This window comes from Streptomyces sp. NPDC051020 (assembly GCF_040683105.1).
Classification (GTDB): domain Bacteria; phylum Actinomycetota; class Actinomycetes; order Streptomycetales; family Streptomycetaceae; genus Streptomyces.
Genome location: NZ_JBFBCG010000004.1, coordinates 23,472 through 44,123, shown reverse-complemented (window position 1 = coordinate 44,123; position 20,652 = coordinate 23,472). Strand labels below are relative to the sequence as shown.

At 68.3% G+C, this 20,652-nt stretch carries 21 protein-coding genes and 2 pseudogenes; 11 read left to right on the top strand and 12 right to left on the bottom strand.

All coding sequences use genetic code 11. From position 1 onward, the window contains the following. Nucleotides 1–35: 35 nt before the first annotated feature. Nucleotides 36–515 (top strand): NUDIX hydrolase, encoded by a 480-nt coding sequence (locus AB0N06_RS03525; protein WP_037702185.1) that lies wholly within the window; start codon nt 36–38, stop codon nt 513–515. Nucleotides 516–559: 44 nt separating this feature from the next. Here AB0N06_RS03525 and AB0N06_RS03520 read toward each other — a convergent pair whose 3' ends face one another. Continuing rightward, nucleotides 560–1,729, bottom strand: coding sequence for a globin domain-containing protein (locus AB0N06_RS03520; protein WP_366133101.1), 1,170 nt, complete (start codon nt 1,727–1,729; stop codon nt 560–562). A gap of 407 nt (nt 1,730–2,136) precedes the next feature. Between AB0N06_RS03520 and AB0N06_RS03515 the strand changes: the two genes are divergently transcribed. After that, the gene (locus AB0N06_RS03515) at nt 2,137–3,027 is read left to right on the top strand and encodes a GNAT family N-acetyltransferase (RefSeq protein WP_366133100.1); all 891 of its coding nucleotides are present in this window, start codon (nt 2,137–2,139) and stop codon (nt 3,025–3,027) included. 171 nt (nt 3,028–3,198) lie between these two features. On the opposite strand, the gene AB0N06_RS03510 is transcribed toward AB0N06_RS03515, so the two are convergent. The 3 genes from AB0N06_RS03510 to AB0N06_RS03500 all read right to left on the bottom strand — a co-directional run bounded on the left by AB0N06_RS03510 (nt 3,199) and on the right by AB0N06_RS03500 (nt 5,243). Beyond that, the gene (locus tag AB0N06_RS03510; RefSeq protein WP_366133099.1) at nt 3,199–3,465 is read right to left on the bottom strand and encodes a hypothetical protein; all 267 of its coding nucleotides are present in this window, start codon (nt 3,463–3,465) and stop codon (nt 3,199–3,201) included. 71 nt (nt 3,466–3,536) lie between these two features. Next, nucleotides 3,537–3,965: a heme-binding protein gene (locus AB0N06_RS03505; protein ID WP_366133098.1), complete on the bottom strand. Its 429-nt coding sequence runs from the start codon at nt 3,963–3,965 to the stop codon at nt 3,537–3,539. A 66-nt stretch (nt 3,966–4,031) separates the two neighbouring features. After that, nucleotides 4,032–5,243 (bottom strand): MFS transporter, encoded by a 1,212-nt coding sequence (locus AB0N06_RS03500; RefSeq protein ID WP_366133097.1) that lies wholly within the window; start codon nt 5,241–5,243, stop codon nt 4,032–4,034. 138 nt (nt 5,244–5,381) lie between these two features. Here AB0N06_RS03500 and AB0N06_RS03495 point away from each other — a divergent pair, with 138 nt between their 5' ends. From AB0N06_RS03495 to AB0N06_RS03485, 3 genes are read left to right on the top strand one after another with little or no spacing between them, the layout of a single operon-like run. Then, entirely contained in the window at nt 5,382–5,849 is a 468-nt protein-coding gene (locus AB0N06_RS03495; RefSeq protein ID WP_366133096.1) for a MarR family transcriptional regulator, read from the top strand. Between the two features lie 19 nt (nt 5,850–5,868). Beyond that, the gene (locus AB0N06_RS03490; protein WP_366133095.1) at nt 5,869–6,321 is read left to right on the top strand and encodes a GNAT family N-acetyltransferase; all 453 of its coding nucleotides are present in this window, start codon (nt 5,869–5,871) and stop codon (nt 6,319–6,321) included. A 46-nt stretch (nt 6,322–6,367) separates the two neighbouring features. Continuing rightward, nucleotides 6,368–7,531 carry a winged helix DNA-binding domain-containing protein gene (locus AB0N06_RS03485; RefSeq protein ID WP_366133094.1) on the top strand — a complete coding sequence of 388 codons (1,164 nt, stop codon included), beginning with the start codon at nt 6,368–6,370 and terminating at the stop codon, nt 7,529–7,531. Nucleotides 7,532–7,583: 52 nt separating this feature from the next. Here the strand turns inward: AB0N06_RS03485 and AB0N06_RS03480 are convergent, their stop codons facing one another. Beyond that, complete coding sequence (locus tag AB0N06_RS03480; RefSeq protein WP_366133093.1) at nt 7,584–8,966, bottom strand: serine hydrolase domain-containing protein; 1,383 nt, start codon at nt 8,964–8,966, stop codon at nt 7,584–7,586. A gap of 64 nt (nt 8,967–9,030) precedes the next feature. Next, entirely contained in the window at nt 9,031–9,615 is a 585-nt protein-coding gene (locus AB0N06_RS03475; RefSeq protein ID WP_366133092.1) for a dihydrofolate reductase family protein, read from the bottom strand. Nucleotides 9,616–9,734: 119 nt separating this feature from the next. Between AB0N06_RS03475 and AB0N06_RS03470 the strand changes: the two genes are divergently transcribed. Then, nucleotides 9,735–10,340 carry a TetR family transcriptional regulator gene (locus tag AB0N06_RS03470; RefSeq protein WP_366133091.1) on the top strand — a complete coding sequence of 202 codons (606 nt, stop codon included), beginning with the start codon at nt 9,735–9,737 and terminating at the stop codon, nt 10,338–10,340. 78 nt (nt 10,341–10,418) lie between these two features. On the opposite strand, the gene AB0N06_RS03465 is transcribed toward AB0N06_RS03470, so the two are convergent. From AB0N06_RS03465 to AB0N06_RS03455, 3 genes and pseudogenes are all read right to left on the bottom strand, one after another. Beyond that, nucleotides 10,419–11,300, bottom strand: a complete 882-nt coding sequence (locus AB0N06_RS03465) for a GNAT family N-acetyltransferase (RefSeq protein WP_366133090.1) — start codon at nt 11,298–11,300, stop codon at nt 10,419–10,421. 554 nt (nt 11,301–11,854) lie between these two features. Further along, a pseudogene (locus AB0N06_RS03460) lies at nt 11,855–11,986 on the bottom strand (dihydrofolate reductase); the annotation flags it as partial. After that, the gene (locus AB0N06_RS03455) at nt 11,980–12,126 is read right to left on the bottom strand and encodes a hypothetical protein (RefSeq protein WP_366133089.1); all 147 of its coding nucleotides are present in this window, start codon (nt 12,124–12,126) and stop codon (nt 11,980–11,982) included. The pseudogene AB0N06_RS03460 and the gene AB0N06_RS03455, both read right to left, overlap by 7 nt. 223 nt (nt 12,127–12,349) lie before the next feature. Here AB0N06_RS03455 and AB0N06_RS03450 point away from each other — a divergent pair, with 223 nt between their 5' ends. The 3 genes and pseudogenes from AB0N06_RS03450 to AB0N06_RS03440 all read left to right on the top strand — a co-directional run. After that, entirely contained in the window at nt 12,350–13,579 is a 1,230-nt protein-coding gene (locus AB0N06_RS03450) for a glycosyltransferase (RefSeq protein WP_366133207.1), read from the top strand. A 188-nt stretch (nt 13,580–13,767) separates the two neighbouring features. Further along, a complete protein-coding gene (helR, locus tag AB0N06_RS03445) occupies nt 13,768–15,915 on the top strand; it encodes an RNA polymerase recycling motor ATPase HelR (RefSeq protein ID WP_366133088.1) in 2,148 nt (715 codons plus the stop codon). Between the two features lie 9 nt (nt 15,916–15,924). Beyond that, nucleotides 15,925–16,120: pseudogene (locus AB0N06_RS03440) on the top strand (glycosyltransferase); the annotation flags it as partial. Nucleotides 16,121–16,631: 511 nt separating this feature from the next. On the opposite strand, the gene AB0N06_RS03435 reads toward AB0N06_RS03440, so the two are convergent. Further along, entirely contained in the window at nt 16,632–17,906 is a 1,275-nt protein-coding gene (locus AB0N06_RS03435; RefSeq protein WP_366133087.1) for a hypothetical protein, read from the bottom strand. Between the two features lie 41 nt (nt 17,907–17,947). Then, nucleotides 17,948–18,454 (bottom strand): SigE family RNA polymerase sigma factor, encoded by a 507-nt coding sequence (locus AB0N06_RS03430; protein WP_366133086.1) that lies wholly within the window; start codon nt 18,452–18,454, stop codon nt 17,948–17,950. Between the two features lie 105 nt (nt 18,455–18,559). Here AB0N06_RS03430 and AB0N06_RS03425 point away from each other — a divergent pair, with 105 nt between their 5' ends. Further along, nucleotides 18,560–19,321, top strand: a complete 762-nt coding sequence (locus AB0N06_RS03425) for a DUF6188 family protein (RefSeq protein ID WP_366133085.1) — start codon at nt 18,560–18,562, stop codon at nt 19,319–19,321. A 273-nt stretch (nt 19,322–19,594) separates the two neighbouring features. On the opposite strand, the gene AB0N06_RS03420 is transcribed toward AB0N06_RS03425, so the two are convergent. Further along, nucleotides 19,595–20,008, bottom strand: a complete 414-nt coding sequence (locus tag AB0N06_RS03420; RefSeq protein WP_366133084.1) for a cytidine deaminase — start codon at nt 20,006–20,008, stop codon at nt 19,595–19,597. 142 nt (nt 20,009–20,150) lie between these two features. Between AB0N06_RS03420 and AB0N06_RS03415 the strand changes: the two genes are divergently transcribed. Further along, nucleotides 20,151–20,639 carry a GNAT family N-acetyltransferase gene (locus tag AB0N06_RS03415; protein ID WP_366133083.1) on the top strand — a complete coding sequence of 163 codons (489 nt, stop codon included), beginning with the start codon at nt 20,151–20,153 and terminating at the stop codon, nt 20,637–20,639. The last annotated feature ends 13 nt before the right edge of the window (nt 20,640–20,652 follow it).

The following is a 20,652-nucleotide window of genomic DNA, read 5'->3' as shown; positions in this document are numbered from 1 at the left end:
GTTTCAGAAAGGGTTCTGTGGGCCACTCTCTTGCCATGACCGAACGTCCTGTGGTCAAGCGCACCGCACGCGCCATCCTGCTCGACGGCAACGACCTCATCCTCATCAAGCGCACCAAGCCGGGGGTGGATCCGTACTGGCTCACGCCGGGCGGTGGGGTCGAGCCCGAGGACGCAACCGTCGTCGACGCACTCCACCGCGAGGTGGACGAAGAGCTCGGCGCCAAGATCACCGATGTGGTCCCCTGCTTCGTCGACACCGTGGAACACATCGAGGGCGGTGGGGTGAAGGGTGTCAAGGTCCAGCACTTCTTCGTCTGCCGGCTGGACTCGATGGACCTGTCCCGGCGGCACGGTCCCGAGATCGACGATCCGTGCGGCGAGTACGACGTCGTACGGGTGCCGTTCAGCCGGATCGGGATCGCCGCCGTCCATCTCGTGCCTCTGTCGCTGCGCCACTACCTGGACGGCAACATCGAGGGCGTCCGGGCGATGCATGCGCCGGACCTGGGCTGATCCCGAGCCCGGAGGCCCGGTGCCGACGGGATGAGCCGTCGTGGTCAGCCCGGACCCAGGGGCGCCAGTTCCTCGACGGAGTCATGCCGGATGTGCTCGGGCGGCATACCGATCCCTCTGAGGACGTCCACGACGCTGCGGATCATCCCCGGCGGCCCCGCGAGATAGGCGTCGTACTCGGGCCACGGACCGCCTTCGCGCAGCGCGTCGGGCAGCAGGCTTTTCAGCCCCTTCCCCGTACCGCTGGAGACCACAGGCCGCACGGCGAGCCAGGGAAAGGTCTTCTGGAGCCGCAGCATTGTGTCGATGTCGTACAGGTCGCGGTCGCTGCGTGCGCCGTAGAAGACCTCCACCGGGCGCCGGTCGCCGTGCTCCGCGACATCCTCGACGAGTGCCTTGATGGGCGCGATACCCGTGCCGCCGCCCAGGCAGAGCAGACCGTTGTGGGTGGTGTGGTCGACGGTCATCGAGCCGGTGGGCGGGCCGAGACGCACCACGTCGCCGGGGCGGGCCCGGCGCACCAGCGCGTTGGAGACCCAGCCCGCCGGGACCGCCTTGACATGGAAGGTGAGCAGACCGTCGGGCCGAGGGGCCGAGGCGAAGGAGTAGTGCCGCCAGATCCGCGGCCGCCACGGGGTTTCCATGGCGGCGTACTGGCCGGCGAGGAAGGGATACGCCTGGTCGGGACGGACGGTGAGGACCGCTGTGTCGGGCGTTCTGAGGTCGTGGGAGACAACCTCCGCCAGCCACCAGGCGGGAGCCCGTTCCTCGTCCTCGGCAGCCGCGTCGATCATGATCTGCGAAATCGCGGTGTAGGCACGGATCCAGGCCGCTTCGGTCTCCCCGTCCCAGGTGGCGGCGTAGCGGCTCAGTGCACCGAGGAGAGCCTCGCCGAATGCGGGATAGTGCGCGGGCAGAGTGCCGTATTTACGGTGCCCGCGGGCCAGTCCGCCGAGGTACTCGGTCAGCGCGTAGGGGTCGTCCATCCGGTCGGCAGCCGTGAGGATCGCCCGGAGGAGACGGTCGCGCTGGGGGTCCATCGCGATCGGAAACATGGCCCGCAGATCGGGGTGGCGCACGAAGAGCAGGGCGTAGAAGTACGAGGTGGCCTGGTCCGCGACAGGAGTGAGCTCTGCCAGGGTGCGGCGGATCAGGGTCGCGTCGGGAGCTCTCGGAGTTCCGTCGCCGGTCGACATGGTGGCCGGAGCGTCCATAACTGTGCCTCGCCTCGAGCATCTGCTGGTCGCATGAGCGTGCCGACACCGCACGCACCGCCTGCGGTCCCTCGCCCCAGCATGCCTGCGACACCTGCAGGTCGGACAAATAGCGGGAAGTCCGGGTATCCGAGCCAGTTCTCCTGTTACGCTCTTTTGCCCCATGGCCAGGCCGGGAACCGAGGACAATACGGGCAACACACATCAGAGCCGGATCACCTCTGACCGTCACTCAGCTACGTGTTTCACGTGAAACTGCGCACGCGTGCAGCTCGCTGCCGAGCCCTCACCGCGGGCTCGGCTCTCTGGCCGCGCGGGCACTGTCGGCACGGACGGCGCACATGCGTCTCGGTCGGATCCGTTAAAGCGGTGGACGAGCGATCACTGCGTCGGACAGCCTGGCCCTCATGCCCAGCCCACTGCCCCACCCGCACACCGATACGCCCATCCGGCGCCTCACCCGGGGAGACCTGGTCGCCTGCGCCAATCTCTGCGAGGACCGCGGCTGGCCGCGTGACGAGCACCGCTGGGCCCTGCTCCTCTCTGCTGGGACGGGCTACGGCATCGATGCTCCCGAGGGCAAAGGCCTGATGGCCGCGTGTGTGATGACCTCGTACGGCCAGGGCCTCTCCGCCATCGGCATGCTCCTCGTCGCCGAGCGGTACGCGCGCCAGGGGATCGCCCGGCACCTGATGCACCAGGTGATCGAAACAGCGGGGGAGACGCCCCTCAGCCTGTACGCGACGCCGGCCGGGCAGCCGCTGTACGAAGAGCTCGGTTTCGAAGGGGTGGGCCGGGCCGAGCGCATCAGTGGTCACTTCCGGCCGGCCGGCGCGTCGGGTGTCGGCACTCCCGCATCGTCCACCGTGGCCGTCCGTCCGGCGACGGCCGAGGATCTGCGTGCCCTGCTCCGGCTGGACGTGGAGGTGTTCGGCGCGGACCGGACGCATCTCCTTGCCCGGCTGCCGGTCTTCGCAGATCACCTCCGGGTCGCGGAGGACAAGGACGGGCTTGTCGGTTACGCGGCGCTGTGGCCGAGCGACGGGGTCCATGTGGTCGGTCCGCTGATCGCCCGGGACACCGTCACGGCGCTGGCGCTCGTCGGCTCCCTCGCGCAGGCGACGGACCGCCCCTTGCGCGCGGACATCGACGCACGCCATGAAGAACTGTTGGACCGGCTCAAGGAGTGCGGTCTGCAGCCGGCCGGCCGCGGAACCACGGTGATGGCCTACCGGTCTCCGGACCTGCCCGGCGACTGGACCCGTCGCTTCGCACCCTTGACCGTGGCGACGGGCTGACGCGGACCGTGCTGAACGGCGCCGGGCCGGGGAAATGCCTGTCACCGTGGATGGCAGCCGGCGTTTCCATCACCGTCCACACCGGCTTCCAGTCTCCGTCCACCGGAACGGCCTCGCGCCGGGTCGTCCGCGCGTCCGACGCCACTGTGGGCTCGTCCCAGTCAACGGTCTTCAGCTCGTCCCGGCCGATCCAGGTGGCGTTGCGCGCGTCAGCCGCCATGCTCCCGAACTCCTGACGGGCGCGGTCGCGGACACCCCCGGCAGCCCACGGCCGGCCGCGAGCGGTCGAAAGCCGGCACGGTTGCGCACGCCGAAGAGGCAGCCGAACGCGTCGTAACTCCGGCCCATGTAGAGCAGATCGACTGCGGCCGACCAGGGCTTGCCCTTCTCGTACCAACTGGCCCGGCACTCGATGAAATCGACGATGTCCGTTCCCATGTTCCGGGATTCTCCTGGCACATGGGAACGGACATCAATGGATTTCCGCTGCCCTCGCAGCGGTTCGCGAGTCAGCAGAGAGCCGTCACGGCGGCCGTGGCGAAGCCGTGGTCCTGCTCGGGCGCGCCACCGCCCACGCCGACGGCTCCGATCAGCCGACCGTCGCGGAAGACCGGAACACCGCCGGCGATGAAGAGCAGCGGCCGGTCGAGGGCGGTCGGCAGGGTGTGGAAGAGCCCGCCCGGCTGGACCGCGTCGACAAGGTGGGCGGTCGGGGCGCCGAGCTGAAGGGCCGTGTACGCCTTGCGGGTGCTGGTCTCGCCCGCGATCAGTACGGCCCGGTCGTCGCGGCGGAAGGCCAGCAGGTGGCCGCCCGCGTCAAGGACCGTCACAGCGGCGGTGACGCCGGCGGCTTCGGCGGCGGTGCGGGCTGCGGCGACCAGCAATTCCGCGTCCTGAATGGTCAGCGGGGCAACGGCCGTGGGGAGGGTGGTGCTCATGAGGGATGGCTCCTTGGTGCGGTGGAGAGTGCGCGCCCTGTGATGAGCGCGGGCGTAGTGGGGATGTCAGTGCCGGACGCCGGATGCCTCGACCGGCTCGGGAATGCGTCCGGCGACAAGGCGGCTGCGGGTGACCGTCCGGCGCTCCAGGGCGCTGGAGAGGACAGCGAGGACCAGAGCGGAAGCAGCCAGCGCGGCGCCGACCCAGTTGGGTGCGGTGTAACCGAGACCGGCGGCAATGACGAGGCCGCCGAGCCACGCCGACAGCGCGTTGCCGAGGTTGAAGGCGCCGATGTTGACGGCGGAGGCGAGGGTCGGGGCCCCCGCCGCCTGGTCGAGAACCCGCTTCTGCAGCGGGGGTACGGTCGCGAAGCCCAGGCCACCGATCAGCACGATGGTGACGGCTGCCGCGATCTTGTTGTGGGCGGTCAGCGTGAAGACTGCCAGGATCACGGACAGGGCGCCCAGCGACACGTACAGCATCGGCATCAGGTGGCGGTCGGCGAACTTGCCGCCGAGCAGATTGCCCCCGACCATGCCGAGCCCGAAGAGGACCAGCAGCCAGGTGACGGAGGACGCGGAGTAGCCGGCGATCTCGGTCATCATCGGCGTGATGTAGGTGATCGCGGCGAAAACTCCACCGAAGCCCAGGACGGTCATCGCCATGGCGAGCAGCACCTGCACATTGCGGAACGCGGCCAGCTCATGGCGGAGCCGCACGCCTTCGGCCTTCGGCTGCTCGGGCACCAGCCTGGCCACACCCAGAAGGCCGACGGCTCCGAGGGCCGCAACGACGAAGAACGTGGTCCGCCACCCGACGCTCTGCCCGATGTAGGTGCCGAGCGGCACGCCGACGACGTTGGCGACGGTGAGGCCGGTGAACATCATGGCGATCGCGCCGGCCTTCTTCTGTGGGGCGACCAGATCGGCCGCGACGACCGATCCGATGCCGAAGAAGGCACCGTGGGCGAGGGAGGCGATCACTCGCCCGGCGAGCATCACACCGAAGACGGGGGCGACGGCGGACACCACATTGCCCACGATGAACAGCCCCATCAGGAGCATGAGCATGCGTTTGCGCGAGACCCGCGTGCCAAGGACCGTCATCAGCGGAGCGCCGAGTACGACTCCGAGCGCGTAGCCGGTGACCAGGAATCCCGCGGTGGGGATCGAGACCTGGAAGTCCGCAGCAACCTCGGGGAGCAGCCCCATGATCACGAACTCGGTGGTTCCGATACCGAATGCCCCAATGGCGAGGGCGAGGAGCGCGAGCGGCATGGGTTTCACCTTCCCAAGAGATTGCATCTGCACCTTACGGGCGTCGACAATAATTGCAGACGCTCGTTACTTGCAAGCGCGGGCTATTGCAGATGTCCTCTATCCTGGATGCAAGCGGCTCCGCACGGAGGAGAGACCATGACAGCGACGGACCCTGCACTGACTGCCCTCTCGCAGGGCTGGTGCGCCCTCTCCTTGCTCCACGGCAAGATCGAGTCCCACATCGAACGGGCCCTGCAGTCCGGGCACGGGCTCAGCGTGCGGGAGTACTCCCTGCTCGACGTCCTGAGCCGACAGCACAACGGCGCGGGCGGCCATCTGCAGATGAAGCAGGTCGCCGACGCGGTCGTGCTCAGCCAGAGCGCCACCACCCGTCTTGTCAGCCGCCTCGAAGACCGCGGGCTGCTGACCCGGTATCTCTGCGACACCGACCGCCGCGGCATCTACACCAACGTCACCGATGCCGGCCTCACACTGCTCGCCCAGGCCCGGCCGACCAATGACGCCGCTCTGCGCGCCGCCCTCGACGAGGCGGCCAGGAACCCCGAGTTGGCCCCGCTCGTCACAGCGGTCGAAGAGCTGAAGGTCCCCGCACAGGCCACCTGAACTGCGTAGTCTGCCGATCATGAGCGATCTGGAAATACGCCCTGCGGCCCCCACCGACATCCCGGCCGTCGTGGCCATGCTCGCGGACGATCCGCTGGGAGCGCAGCGCGAGTCGCCGGACGATCTCGCCCCCTATCACGCCGCGTTCCAGCGGCTCGCCGATGACCCGAACCAGCACCTGGTCGTCGCCGTCCGCGAAGGCGGTGTTGTCGGGACCCTGCAACTGACGGTGGTCCCCGGGCTCTCCCGGCGCGGCTCGACCCGCTCCATCATCGAGGGTGTTCGCGTCCATGCCGATGAGCGCGGCAGCGGCCTCGGCACCCGGCTGATCCAGTGGGCCGTGGACGAATCCCGGCGCCAGAACTGTCAGTTGGTCCAGCTGACGTCCGATGCGACCCGGACCGATGCCCATCGCTTCTATGAGCGGCTCGGCTTCACCGCCAGTCACGTAGGCTTCAAGCTCGCTCTGTGACCGCAGCTCGGAATCCACAGGATCCGACGGACCCAAGGAGCGCTCGATGCATGCCATAAGCGACACACAGCGCCGGATCAGAATCGGCCGACGTCACCTCCTGGGGCCCTCCGTGCGGGCCGCATCCGCGGTGTCCGTGGCCGACGCGGTCGTTGCCCTGCACGCCACCGACGCGGCCACTGTCTTTCTTTCCACCTGCGCCCGGCTCGCCGAGGCAGGCGTGGACACGGTGGAGCGGGCTCTCTACGAGGACATCTCGCTGGTCCGGCTGCTCTCCATGCGCAACACCCTCTTCACGGTGTCGAGCAGACTCGCCCCGTATGTCGATGCGTCGAACGCCCGAGCCGTGGCCGCCAAGGAGCGCCGAACCTTCCTCAAGCACCTGCAGGACGACGGGAACGGACTGGACGAGAGCTGGCTCGTCGAGACGGAAAAGGCGACCCTGGCCGCCCTCACAGCGCGCGGCTCTGCCACCGGCAGCGAGCTGTCCGCCGCCGTGCCGGCGCTGCGTACGAAGATCACGATCTTCCCCGGCAAGAAACAGGAGACGGTTCAGGGAGTCGCCACCCGTGTTCTGCGGGTACTGGCAGCCGAAGGCCTGATCCGCCGGGACCGGCCGCGCGGCTCCTGGACCTCCAGCCAGTTCCGCTGGACGGCAGGCGAGCCATGGCCCGCCCGGGAGCCCGCAGAGGCACAGGCGGAACTGGCCCTGCGCTATCTCCGCTCGTACGGTCCCGCGACCGAGGCCGATCTGAAGTGGTGGACGGGCTGGGGACTCGGCCAGGTACGCAGCGCGCTGGCAGCCACCGGAGCCGAGGAGGTGCGGCTCGACAGCGGCGCGACGGGCTGGGTCTCCCCGGGGGACACGGAGACCGAACCGTCCCTTGAGCCGTGGGCGGCACTGCTTCCCGCCCTCGACCCGAGTGCGATGGGTTGGGCCGATCGCGGTTTCCATCTTCCGGCCGAGCACCGGGCGGCACTCTTCGACCGGGCCGGCAACATCGGCCCGACGGTGTGGTGGAACGGCGAGATCGTGGGTGGCTGGGCACAGCGAGCCGATGGCGAGCCGGTCTGGCGGCTGCTGTCCGACATCGGCCGGGATGCGACCGGTGCGATCGAGGCGGAGGCTGCCCGGCTGTCGGAGTGGGTGGGGGAAACACGGATCACTCCACGCTTCCGGACGCCGCTGGAGAGGGAGTTGACGGCATGAGCGGGCTCCGGCGCCGCGTTTCACGTGAAACGGGACGCCGGAGCCGTGACGCTCAGGCGCCGAGGCCCCGCCAGCCCTCCGCGTCGACCCCACCGGGAACGGCCGACGCGGGATCGTACGGCTCACGTGTGAAGACGAACGACCCCAGGTCGAGGTGGCTCACGCTTCCGTCGACGTCCCGGACGACACGGAGCGTCTCCCCCGCGTAATAACCGTCGAGGCCGGTCCAGGTGCCGTCCGGCTGCGCGACGAATCGGGCACCGCGGCCGTCGCCACGCAGCGGCCCCAGTTCCAGCCCTCGATCTGCGGTCAGGCGCAGGACATTCGGGCGTGTGCCCCAGAACCAGAGTCCGGTCAGCGCGAGGAGTCCCGGGTCGGCCTCGGGCAGCGGGCGCCAGGGCTCAGGGATGCGCGGCTCGGCCTCGGCGACGATCTCCACAAGATCCGCGGCGATCGTTGCGGCGAGCGGCCCAGAAGTGGCATTGGTGAGCACCACGACGGCCACATCGTCCTCGATGCTGAACCAGAGCGTGGCCAGGAACCCCGGCAGCGAGCCGGTGTGCCCGAGCAGGGTGCGGCCGTTCTGTTGTACGACCTGCAGGCCGACACCGTAAGCGCCCTCCCCTGAACCGGACGCGGACGGCACCGACGGAGCACGCATCTCCTCCACCGAGGCGGCGCCGAGCACACGGTCATCCCCCTCGACAAGGAAGGCGGCGAACCGAAGGAGGTCGGTGGTGGTCGACCAGAGCTGCCCGGCCGGTGCCATGAGACCGAGGTCCTCCGCCGGTTCGGGAAGCAGGACATCGGCCCACGGGTGGACGGCCCAGCCACCCGCGTGCGGCTCCTGTGGCTGGGTGCTCGTACGACGCATGCCCAACGGTTCCAGAATCTCGCGCTGCAGCACCTCCGCCCAGGATGCGCCGCGCACCGCCTCGATCAGCGCTCCGAGCACCGAGTAGCCGGGGTTCGAGTAATGGTGACGACGGCCGGGAGGATGCATCCGCGTCTGCTCGCCGAGGACATCGGCCAGCTCGGGGCGCAGAGTTCCCGGCGTCCGCTCCCACCAAGGCGCGGGCGACTCGGCGCTCAGCCCCGCACTGTGGCCCAGTAGTTGGAGGACGGTGACCCCGCCGACGCCCGTCCCTGGCAGGTGCTTTTCCAGCGGGTCGTCGAGATCGAGCAGACCCTCGTCACGCAGCCGCAGGACCAGCACGGCTGTAAAGATCTTGGTCAGGGAACCGATCCTGAACTGCGTATCGGAGTCGGGGGCGTGGCCGTCGACGCAACTGCGCGATCCGTTCCAGACGATCCGGCCCTGGCGCTGCACCGCAGCGACGAGCGAGGGCGTACGGCCTTCGACCTGTGCGGAGGCGATGCGGTGCAGCAGCGCCCGCTGCGTACCGGGAAGCAACTCTTCTGAGGAATAGGTCATGGTCAACAAGTACCGGCACATCGACTCGTCGGCGACCCGATTTCGCGGCCCGCGGGCCTGGGGGTCAGCGCTTGCGGCTGTACGTCCTGACCAGTACTCCGCTGTCGAAGACGGCCACCGAATCCAACATGAACTCCGTGGCCGCAAAATCCGATCCGAACATCGGCATACCCGAGCCGTAGACGAGCGGATACGTCTTGATCACGAGCTCGTCGATCTCGTCGAGCAGTTCCCCGGCGAGCTGTGAGCCACCGCAGAGCCAGATCCCGAGGCCGCTGTCCTCCGCCTTGAGTTCCCGCACCCTGCCGACCACGTCGCCGGAGACGAGTTCGACGTTCGGATCCGGCGACTCCTTCATGGTCCGGGATGCCACGAACTCGCGCAGTTGGGCATACGGACTGGTGATGTTGACGTCCAGGGCCAGTTGGTAGCTGGCCCTTCCCTGGATCACGGTGTCGAACTTCTGATTCCTGACGCCGTGAAATCCCAGCTGCCTGCGGCCTGCGGTCGAAACCGTCTCCGGATACTGGGACTTGAGGTAGTCGAGGAACTCCTCATCCACGAACCGGTACATGGACGACGCATCACCGCTCGGGTCGCCGATGAAGCCGTCGATGGAGCAGGCAATGAAGTAGGTCAGCTTTCGCACAAGATCCCCGTTCAATGTGGCGTTGGCTCGGACATATGAACCACTTCATTTATAGTGCTTCATATGTAGTGGTTGCGCAAGCCCTTTCCGCAGAGGGACCGAAGGAAGAGGAGACACACATGGCCAGGAACCCGGAGCGCAGAACGGCACTTGTCGATGCCGCCATCGAAGTGCTGGCGCACGAAGGTGCGCGAGGGCTCACCTTCCGCGCGGTCGACACACGTGCAGGCGTACCGGTCGGGACGGCGTCCAACTACTTCGCCAACCGGGACGACCTGTTCATGCAAGCCTGCGCCCGGATCACCGACCGGATGACACCGGACCCGGTCGGAGTCGAGGAGGCAATGCGTCCGGCTCCCTCGCGCGAGCTGGTCACCGAACTCATGCGATGGCTGGTGCAGCGCATGGCCGCCGATCGCACCAGCTACCTCGCCATGCTCGAACTGCGCCTGGAGGCCACCCGGCGCCCCGCCCTCCGCGACCGGCTCAACCGCACCTTCCGCGCCAATCTGGACGAGAGCGTCCGCTTCCACCGGGAAGCGGGGCTGCCGGGCGATGCCGACGCCGTCCTCGTGCTGTATCTCGCCATGACGGGCCTGCTGCTGGAGCACCTCACACTGCCCGACGTGCTCACCGGGAGCGAGGCCGTCGACGCTCCCCACACCGATGCCGTCCTGGACCGGCTTGTGGAGACGGTCGTCACCCGCATCATCCCTGCGGGGTGACCCGCTCGGGGAGGGCAACGCATGGCCGGGGCAGCCCTGTCCGGGCGAGAGAGCAACCCCGGCCCTGCGGCATCGCGTCTACAGATCGAGCTGGTACAGAAGCGATTTATAGGTCGGCAGATATCCGAACGCGTCGTTGATCGCGCGCATGGGCCGGTTGCTGTCGGCCGTGTCCGTCAGCAGACCGCCGAGATCCGGGTGGCACTCGACGGCCTGCCGGATTGCCTCAGCCTTCATCCATCGGCCGAGGCCATGTCCGCGGTGCTCGGGCAGGACACCGGTGCCGTAGTGCTGGCCGTCACCCCTGCCGGCGCCGGGGACGACCAGCTCGGTGAAACCGGCGATCGTGCCGTTCGACAGGTCGATGGCGGCGACCGTGTACAGAAGGTCGCCGCGCTTCTCGATGACCTGTGCCACTGCTCGGACCCGGTCCACGTCCCAGCTCACCGTGCCGTAATCGGTGTCGTCCATCGGCATGTCGTCCATGGCCCGCCGCGAAGCCGCGAAAGTCTCGGCGAGCTCATCGGGGACGGTTCCAGTCCATGACGCCAGCCGATAGCCGGGGTGCGGCTCCCCGATGATCTCGGTGAGAGCGGCGAGGTCCGCCCGCGCCAACGCGAGCCGGGCGAAGGTCAGGGTCAGGACCTTGCGAAAGCCCCGTGCCGAAAGGAACAAGTCACCGGGTGAACCCGCGTCTACCTGAGCGGTGACGCAGCTCCGGCCCTCGGCTCGAGCAGTGGTCACAGCCGCTTCCAGTAGCTGTGAGCCGATACCGTTCCGCCTCTCGGTCGGATGGACGGCGAGTTCGAGCTCGGCCAGGTGATCCTGACCGGTGGTCGTGACAAGACGCAGAAAGGCTGATCCGGTCGGAGCTCCGGTGGGACCGGATGCGAGCCACGCCAGGCGGTGGGCGGCCGGGCCGGGGTCGGGGTCGGTCAGCGGGGTGATGCGAATCGACAAGATGTCTCCGTCATGAGTGGTGGCATGGCAGTGCACGAGTTCGGGTGCTGACGGCTCCTGCGCATGTGCTGCACACCTCCTGTCGATGACGTCGCTCCGCGCTCGGGACGACCCGGCAACCGTATCCATCGCCAGGGTCCGCAGCAACGGCGTTCATCAGCTGCCGAACCCACCGTGGCACGTCCGGTCGGCATGGGTTCCGACCTGCGGCACGGGCGGACAAAGAACGATTGACCGCGTGGCTGTCGGTCCAGCGGGCCCGCTCCCCGGAAGGCGTCCCGCGAAGTCGAGAAGGCCCCGCCCCGTCGCGCTCGGGCACCGGCCGACGGCCCCGGAGTGCTTCGACCAGGAGCCGGCCGGGAATGGGCCGACATGACGCTGCGCACCACCGGGGCGGCCGTGTCCTGCGCCCAGGACCTCGGCGCCGGCAGCGGCGCAACCGGCGGATGACCGCCGCGTCGACGGACGGGTCGAACGAGGCGAACCTGCAAGCGCCGGAACCGTAAGGCCACCAGGGTCGGCCCGGCGCACGGCCCCGGCGCCCCACCGCCCGACTACCCCTCGGTGACCGGCCGACAGGTGCAGACGTGTATCCCCGTGCCGCTGGTGACCGTGGAGACCAGATCCAGCGGGCGCAGCGCGCCGCCGCCGGGGAAGATCGCCTTACCGCCGCCGAGGATCACCGGCGTTTGCCGGGCTCCGCCCAGTGCTCGTGCGGCGCGGCGACGAACTCCCTGAGAAGGGCAGCGCTCTCGACGATGTTCGAGCCGGCCTTGCTGAAGAGGGTGAAGAACTTCTCGTTCCGCGGCTGCATCCGTGGGCCCATGCGGAGATCCTCCTGGGCCGACGGTACCGCCGTACGCGGCGCGCCGCCGCTTCGCGAGGAGGTGGTCCGTCCGCAGCGGACGACAAAATAAGGAAAGGGGAGTACCCGCTCCTTTCCACTCTCAACGTATAGCGCACCGGGGGGCTTGCGGCAAGACCAGGGTCGTGCCGCAAAATCGCCGACCGAAGCCAGAACTTGAGGACATGGGAGTCGCGAAGTGCGGATGCTGTTGTCGACGTATGGGTCGCGCGGGGACGTCGAACCGATGGTGGGCCTCGCGGTGCGGTTGCGGGCACTCGGCGCGGAGGTGCGGGTGTGCGCGCCGCCGGACAAGGAGTTCGCGGAGCTGCTGGCCGGTGTTGGCGTGCCGCTCGTGCCGGTCGGCCAGTCGGCACGCGCGCTGATGACTGCGGCGGCGCCGTCGTCATCCCTGCCCGGGCGCGCGGCCGAGTTGATCGCCAGCCAGTTCGACGCGGTCACCGCGGCGGCCGAGGGATGCGATGCGTTGGTGGCGACCGGCGCGCTGCCGGCCGCGGCCGGCGCACGGTCGGTGGCAGAGAAACTGGGCATCCGTTCCGTGTCCGTGACCTTCCAGCAGCTCACCCTGCCGTCGCCGCACCACGCGCCGCTGGCGTATCCGGGCCGGCCGTTCCCGCCGGAGGTGACCGACAACCGGGTTCTGTGGGACCTGGATGCCCAGAGCATCAACGCGCTGTTCGGTGAGGCGCTCAATACGAACCGGGCGTCGATCGGCCTGCCACCAGTGGACGACGTCCGCGACTACGTCATCGGCGACCAGCCGTGGCTGGCGACGGACCCGGTCCTGGACCCGTGGCAGGAGACGCCGGGCCTCGACGTCGTACAGACCGGCACGTGGATCCTGCCGGACGAACGCCCGCTCCCGGCCGAACTGGTGGCGTTCCTGGACGCCGGTACACCACCGGTGTACGTGGGCTTCGGCAGCATGCCCATGCGCGCATCGACGGACATCGCCCGGGCGGCCGTCGAGGCGATCCGCGCGCAGGGCCGCCGCGCGCTGATCGGGCGCGGCTGGGCCGACCTCGCCCTGATCGACGGCCAGGACGACTGCTTCACCGTCGGCGAGGTCAACCAGCAGGCACTGTTCGGCCGGGTGGCCGCCGTCGTGCACCACGGCGGCGCAGGCACCACGACGACGGCCACCCGGGCCGGCGCGCCCCAGGTAGTGGTACCTCAGATGGTGGACCAGCCGTACTGGGCCGGCCGGGTGGCCGACCTGGGCATCGGCGTGGCACACGACGGGCCGACTCCGACCTTCGAGTCCCTGTCGGCCACGCTCCAGACGGCCCTGACCCCCGAGACCCGGGCACGAGCGACGGCCGTGGCCGGCACGATCCGCACCGACGGGGCAACGGTGGCCGCGAAGCTGCTGCTCGACTCGGCCGGTCGAGAAAGGCCGCCCGTGTCCGCGTGAACCACACCGGATCATCGAGCCAGGCCCCAGACACGGGAACCTGCGCACCCTGGCGACCTGAACCGACAACGGCCACGGGGTCCACGTCCGACGGAGCGTTGCTCGTCCCACCAGGTTCGTCACGCCGGTCCAGACAGACGCCTTGCCGCTCGCAATGGTTGCAAGCGGCCTCAGATCGGAGCTGATGAGTGAACCCCCTGACCACCAGCGCGTTCGACCTTCCCGACCACCTCTCCCCCAAGGCCGACCCGACGCTGATCGCCGGCGATGAGCAGCACTTCGCAGCCATCGCGGAGTGCCTCGAGCAGTCGATCACCGAGCTGACCTACCGCCTCGACGCCGAGCGCAAGGCACCCGGCGGCATCGGCCGGCAGGCGATGGACCGGGATGCGGAGGTCCACCGGCTGACCGTTCGCCTCCGCGCACTGCGCCGCTTCGGTTTGGACCTGTGCCTCGGACACATGGTCAGCGCAGACGACCCCGAGCCCGTGTATGTCGGACGACTCGGCCTTACGGACAGCGCGGGTCGTCGGCTGCTGCTCGACTGGCGCTCCCCCGCGGTCGAGCCGTTCTTCGGAGCCACCCACGCCAACCCGATGGGTCTGGCAAGCCGCCGCAGGTATCGCTGGACCCGCGGCCGGATCAGCGACTACTGGGACGAGGTGTTCACCTCGGACGGGTTTGCCGGGCACGCCGCGCTCGACGACCAGTCCGCCTTCATCGCCAGCCTGGGCAGCAACCGGTCGACCCGGATGCGAGACGTGCTCGGCACCATCCAGGCCGACCAGGACGCCATCATCCGCGCGGGATCCCGTGGTGCTCTCGTCGTCGACGGCGGTCCGGGTACGGGGAAGACCGTCGTCGCTCTGCACCGCTCCGCCTACCTCCTCTACTCCGACCCTCGCCTCGGTCACCGCCGGGGCGGCGTGCTGTTCGTCGGTCCGCACCAGCCCTACCTGGGCTACGTCGCCGACGTCCTCCCCAGCCTCGGAGAGGAGGGCGTGCAGACCTGCACCCTGCGGGACCTCGTCGCCGAGGGAGCCGCAGCAGCGATCGAGGCCGACCCGAACGTGGCCCTCCTGAAGTCGTCCGCGAACCTGGTGAAGGCGATCGAGACGGCCGTCGGGTTCTACGAGGAGCCGCCCACCAAGGCGATGACGATCACGACCCACTGGTCCGACATCCAGCTGGACGCCAACGATTGGGCCGTGGCGTTCGGAGCGGCAGAACCCGGTACTCCGCACAACGAGGCGCGCGACCAGATCTGGGAGGAGCTGCTCACGATCCTGGTGGACAGGCACGACGGCGACGTCTCGGCCGACCTGCTTCGCAAGTCGCTGCTGCGGAACAGGGAGCTGCTCACGACCTTCAACCGCGCGTGGCCGCTGCTCGAAGCGGATGACCTCGTCGGAGACCTGTGGTCGGTACCCGCCTACCTGCGGAAGTGCGCTCCCTGGCTCAGCCCCGAGGACGTGTCGCAGCTGCAGCGCGGAGACGCCCAGGCCTGGACGGTGTCCGACCTGCCGCTCCTGGACGCAGCACGGCAGCGGCTCGGCGACCCGGAAGCGTCGCGGCGTAAGCGTCGGCACAACGCCTCTGTCGCCGCCGAACGCGAGCACATGGCCAAGGTCGTCGACGCCCTGCTTGAGGCCGATGACGACGGTGAAGGTGCGGTGACCATGCTACGCGGAAAGGATATACAGGACACCCTGGTCGACGAGGCCGCACTGCCCGGCACCGAACCTGACCTGCTCGCCGGCCCGTTCGCGCACATCGTCGTGGACGAGGCTCAGGAACTGACCGACGCAGAGTGGCAGATGCTGCTGCTCCGGTGCCCGTCCCGGAGCTTCACCATCGTCGGGGATCGCGCCCAGGCCAGGCACGGGTTCACGGAGTCGTGGCAGGAACGGCTCGAGCGGATCGGGCTCGACCGGATCAACCTGGCTTCCCTGAGCATCAACTACCGGACGCCGAAAGAAATCATGGCGGAGGCCGAGCCGGTCATCCGGGCCGTGCTCCCGGACGCCAACGTGCCGACCTCCATCCGCAGCAGCGACGTCCCCGTCGTACACGGACCTGCTTCGGATCTGAGCTCGGTCCTCGACACCTGGCTCGCCGCACATGCCGACGGGATCGCCTGCGTGATCGGCGATCCCACATTCCGGACGACATCCCGCGTCCGGTCGCTGACCCCGGAGCTGTCGAAGGGGCTCGAGTTCGACCTGGTCGTTCTCATCGACCCAGAGGCGTTCGGCAAAGGCATCGAAGGAGCGGTCGACCGCTATGTCGCGATGACCCGAGCGACCCAGCAACTCGTCATCCTCACGAGCTCCTGACGTCAGGCAGACGGACGCCTGCTCCCGGCCGAGCTGGTGGCGTTCCTGGACGCCGGGGCACACCACCGGTGTATGTGGGCTTCGGCAGCATGCCCATGCGCGCATCGACGGACATCGCCCGGCCGCCCTCGAGGTGATCCGCGCGCAGGGCCGCCGCGCGCGGATCGGGCGCGGCTGGGCCGACCTCGCCCTGATCGACGGCCGGAGGAGCTGATCGGTGTCCACGGCTCGGACGGTACGGGGAAGGGCTGAGGCCATGTCGAGATGATGGCGGGGGCCTCGGATGGCTGATGGATCAACGAAGTCGGGCTGTGATGCTTTGTCGAGCAACGTCCCGGACTTCGTCGAACTCCTCCTGGGCCAGCTGCTCCGGATCGTGGCCTACCCACTCCGAAACAGGCAGCTCCGCGGTGAGTCCGTACAGCTCGCTCAGAGGTGAGCAGTTCACGTACTGACATCCGCACCAGCCGGTCACGCGCGTCCCTGAGGATGACCTCCATGCCCGTCACCAGGCTTGCAAACTCCACGACCTCACGTGCCCTGCACTGAGCGGCTCGCCCAATTCCGTAGTCACGTGTCCGGACCACAGCAGGTGCAGTGTCAGCCGCGGGTTCGAGTGCCTCCCGAATCCACGGGAACGTGAACGCGATCTCCGGCCGCTCCAGCCGGTGACACGGCTTGACGTCCACGACCCACCGGGCCGTCATCGGTCAACCCTACTTTCCGGCCCACTTCCCGCTCGTGGCGATCGTCTTCAGCTGCTGCATGGTCAGTGCGGGTGTCTGTCGTGTGGCCTTCGCGTTCTGAGAACCGGAGTTGAACGCGGACACCACGACCCGGAGGCCGTCCGTACGGATGGTGTCGGCGGTCCACATCACCACGCCCGCGCCGCCCTTCTCGCCCCGGCCCTGACGTGTGACGACCTTTGTCCCGTCCGGCAGCACCTCCGCCCCGGCCTCGAACAGCTCCCCCTCCACGTCTGACATGTTCGGCTGCACGTTGATCTGCACCAGGCTCGCGCCCTTGCCGTCATTCACGACGACATATGCATATCCGTCGTCACCGCGCCCGGAGGCCACCTTCGCGGACACGGGCAGCAGCGACTTGAGCTTTCTCAGGATCGCCTGGCCGTCCTGCCCCTGCGCCGACGGCTGCCGTACCGGCTCCGGGGCCGCCTTTCCCAGGGCGTTCATCACGGGCCGCCACTCATCGGAGGTGACGAGTCCCTTCAACTGCCCAACAGTGAGCGGGGGCTCGGCCCTTGAAACGGCGGCGCCCTTCTCTGCGGGCGCGTTCCACTCGCTGGCATCGACCGTGTATCCGTCGGGGGCCACGAGATAGGCGTGCCACCACTTGGTGTCCATGCGCTTGTCAGGGTATTCGTACCCGCGCAACACCATCAGGCGCGAACCATCGGCAAGCGTCTCATTCCGGCAGGAGTCGTGCAGCACGAAGGTCTTGTCGGGGCATTCGAGCTGCTGTTCCGCCTCCGTGCCGTCCGGGTCGATGGCGCCGACGCTCACGCCGATCGCAGCTTTACCCTCGCCATCGTCGAAGACGAGGTGCGCCGATGGCCCGAACCGGTCGGCCGTACCGCGCCCTGCCCGCCCGCTGATCTTCCCCTCCGGCAGCAGTCCCTCCAACCTCTCGATCACCTGCTGCGCCGAGAGCTGCGGCCCCTTGCCGGGCGACGACTTCGTCGAAGGGCCGGTCTCCTGCACCTTCGGCTGCGCGGCCACGCCCGCCCCGCCGTGCCCCGCGCCGCCGCCGAACGCCCCTGTGGTGTACGACGTCCCGAACCCCACGACGGCGAGCGCCGCGACGCTGCCGGTCACGGCCGCGACCCGCCTGCGCCGCAACCTCCGCCTGCCGCGCACGACGCCGCCGTCCACCAGCGGGCGCCCCTCCACGATGAAGACCTCCCCGGTGCGGCGTAGCGCGTCACCGAGCCCGGCTTCGAAGGCGTCCAGGTCTTCCTGCGTTCCAGACATGCCAAACCACCACCATTTCTCGTCATAGTCAGTCGGGCTGATCAGTGCGCGACGAACTCTCCGATACTGTCGCCCAGTTGCACCCTCAGCCGGGCGAGTGCACGGGTGCTGCGGGTGCGTACGGCTGCGGAGCTGACGTTGAGGACGTCCGCAGTCTCCGTGACGGACCGGTCCTCCCAGTACCGCAGCACGACCACCGCCCGGTCCTTTGCCGGCAGCTTCCGTAGCGCGTCCAGGAGCATGAGCCGCAGCGAGGCATCACCCTGCGCGGCCGTGACCTCGGGAATCTCGTCGCTCGGCCGCTCTCCCGCCGAACGCCGCCGCTGGTGCGCCAGAAAGACTCGCACAAGAACGGTCTGCGCGTACGCCGCCGGATTGCCGAGCTTCGACGACCTACCCCACACCACATACATCCGCCCCAGCGTCTCCTGCACCAGATCCTCGGCGAGATAGGTGTCGCCGCTGGTCAACAGGCACGCCGAACGGAAGAGATGCCCCATGCGGGCCGCCGCGAACTCCCGGAAGGCGCTCTCCTGGGACCGTCTCATCCGCCCCCCTTGCCTCGTCGCCTACACCATTTAGATGCGGTGGGGGCAGCAGGATGTTTCACCCGAGTTGCTTTCTCTGGGGTCAGGCCTCGTCCCCAGCTGTCGATGCTGGTGGCGCTGATCTGCCAGAGCTTCTCGCGCATGGCCTCCAGCAGGGCCCCGCATCCTCTCGCCGGCCCGGTGGACATCGTGTTGTTCGAGAACATGCAGGGCGATGATCACCGCGACGGCCGTACTCACGGCCCGCGGCGGGGCCATGAAGCCGGGCTTGTCGCTTGCTCGCCGGGCGAGCTCGGAGCCGGGCTCGATGGTGAAGTGCTCCTCGGCGTCTGCGCTGGAGTGGATCACGGTGTGGTGATGAGTACTGAAGTGGATCCGGTCGAGTACGAGGACCGGTGGGTCCTGAACCTCCATGGCCTGAGTGTCGTGAGGATCAGCATCGACGTTCGTCTGACTCTCGTCCTGGAGGCAGGGTGGGACGTATCGCCGGAAGCACCGGCTCGGCTCTCGGCAGGGTCACTGCGCGCTGATCCCGGTGTGCTGTTGACGTCGGAGGCCCAGGACGTGGCTGGGGTTCTTCCACTGTTCGGGACAAAAGTCCTCTCCGCGGTTGCGTTCAAGTCCGGTGCCCTGCGGATGGTGTTCGCCGGCGGCACGCATCTGAACCGTTCGCCCAACGCATCGTTCGAAGCCTGGCAGATCACCGAACCCCGAGGATGGCGCTTCGTCTCGTTGCCCGGCGGGGACCTTGCCGTCTGGTCCCGCTACGGAACGGGTGAGGATCCGCAAGATCGGACTGCGAAGCCCTGCGAATCTGCCACTTACGATGCGACGGGACAACCAGCAAGTCTCAGAAAGACGGCATAAGTGCCACCGATGTGCCATCGGAGCTGAGATTCTGCCGCGAAATTTGAGACCCTACAAAGACTGTAGGTTCCCATTACCTGATTCACCGTCAGTTCTTGCGACCTGCGGCTTTACGCACCGTTCCAGCATCGTGTCCGTGCCGAATTCCCATGGTGCGTGTCATTTTCCTCGGCGCGCGAGCCCGGAGGCGTCTGCGGTGCTTAGTGCCGCATCATCAGGCAGCGTTCGCCCTGTTGCCGACTGGATGTGTCAGCCCATGGTGAGGAGCGCGGTTCACTCGGCCTCGAGTTGATGGTCGGCCCAGACGTAGCTTTCGGGTAGCAAGTCGGTGATATCCACGGTTCGGATGCGATCGCCCTTGCCAACGATGACCTTGAGGGCGGGGAAGTAGTCAAGAAGGACCTGCCGGCACCGGCCGCAGGGGGGAACGACCCCTCGGTCGCGGTCGCCCACGGCGACGATTGTGTCCAACTCGTAGGCGCCCTGGGCGGCTGCCGCGCCGATGAGGACCAGCTCTGCGCAGGGTCCTCCGGTGAAGTGGTAGGCGTTCACCGCGGTGATGATCCGGCCGTCCCGGGTGCGGGCTGCGGCTGCCATGGTGTGGTTGTCGCCCCGGCAGCGAGTGCGAGCAACGTGTGCCGCGGCCTCGATGAGTTCGTGGTCGACGGGGTGGGACTGCGTGATCATCTTCTCTGCCTTCGTCAGGTGTCAGGCGACGTTGGCCCGCGCGGCGATGTTGTTCAAGCGAATATCAGCGGTGGGACCAGGTTGCGTGTCGAATCTGGAAACTCGGTATCGCTGTTACCAGTGACCAGTTGAGGATGGTGGCATGGACGCGCAGAAGGTGACCTTGCGGAAGATGACGTCGTCGGAGTACGACGTGGCGACTGAGCATCGTGAAGCTGAGACGGTCCGTGAACTCGGCAAGATCATGCCCCAAGAGCTGGCTCGAGAGCGGGTCCGGCAGGGCACCATCCAGTTCCTCCCGGACGGGCTCGACACGAATGGTCACCATCTCGTGGTGGCGGAGAACGGGTCAGGCGAGGTCGTGGGGAACGCATGGATTGGCCCGGATCCGCGCCAGGCTGCGGGCACCAACAGTTCAGCCTGGCTGTACGACATCAACGTCTTCGCGCCGTTCCGGCGCCACGGATACGGATCCGCCATCCTCGCCGCCGCCGAGGAGCTCGTTGCCCGCGAGGGCAGGACGTCGCTCAATTTGAACGTCGTCGGAGACAATGAGGCGGCAATTGCCATGTATCAACGCAATGGCTATGGCGTGTCGTCAATGTACCTTTCCAAGAGCGTGCAGCCATAGATCGGCCGGTCGG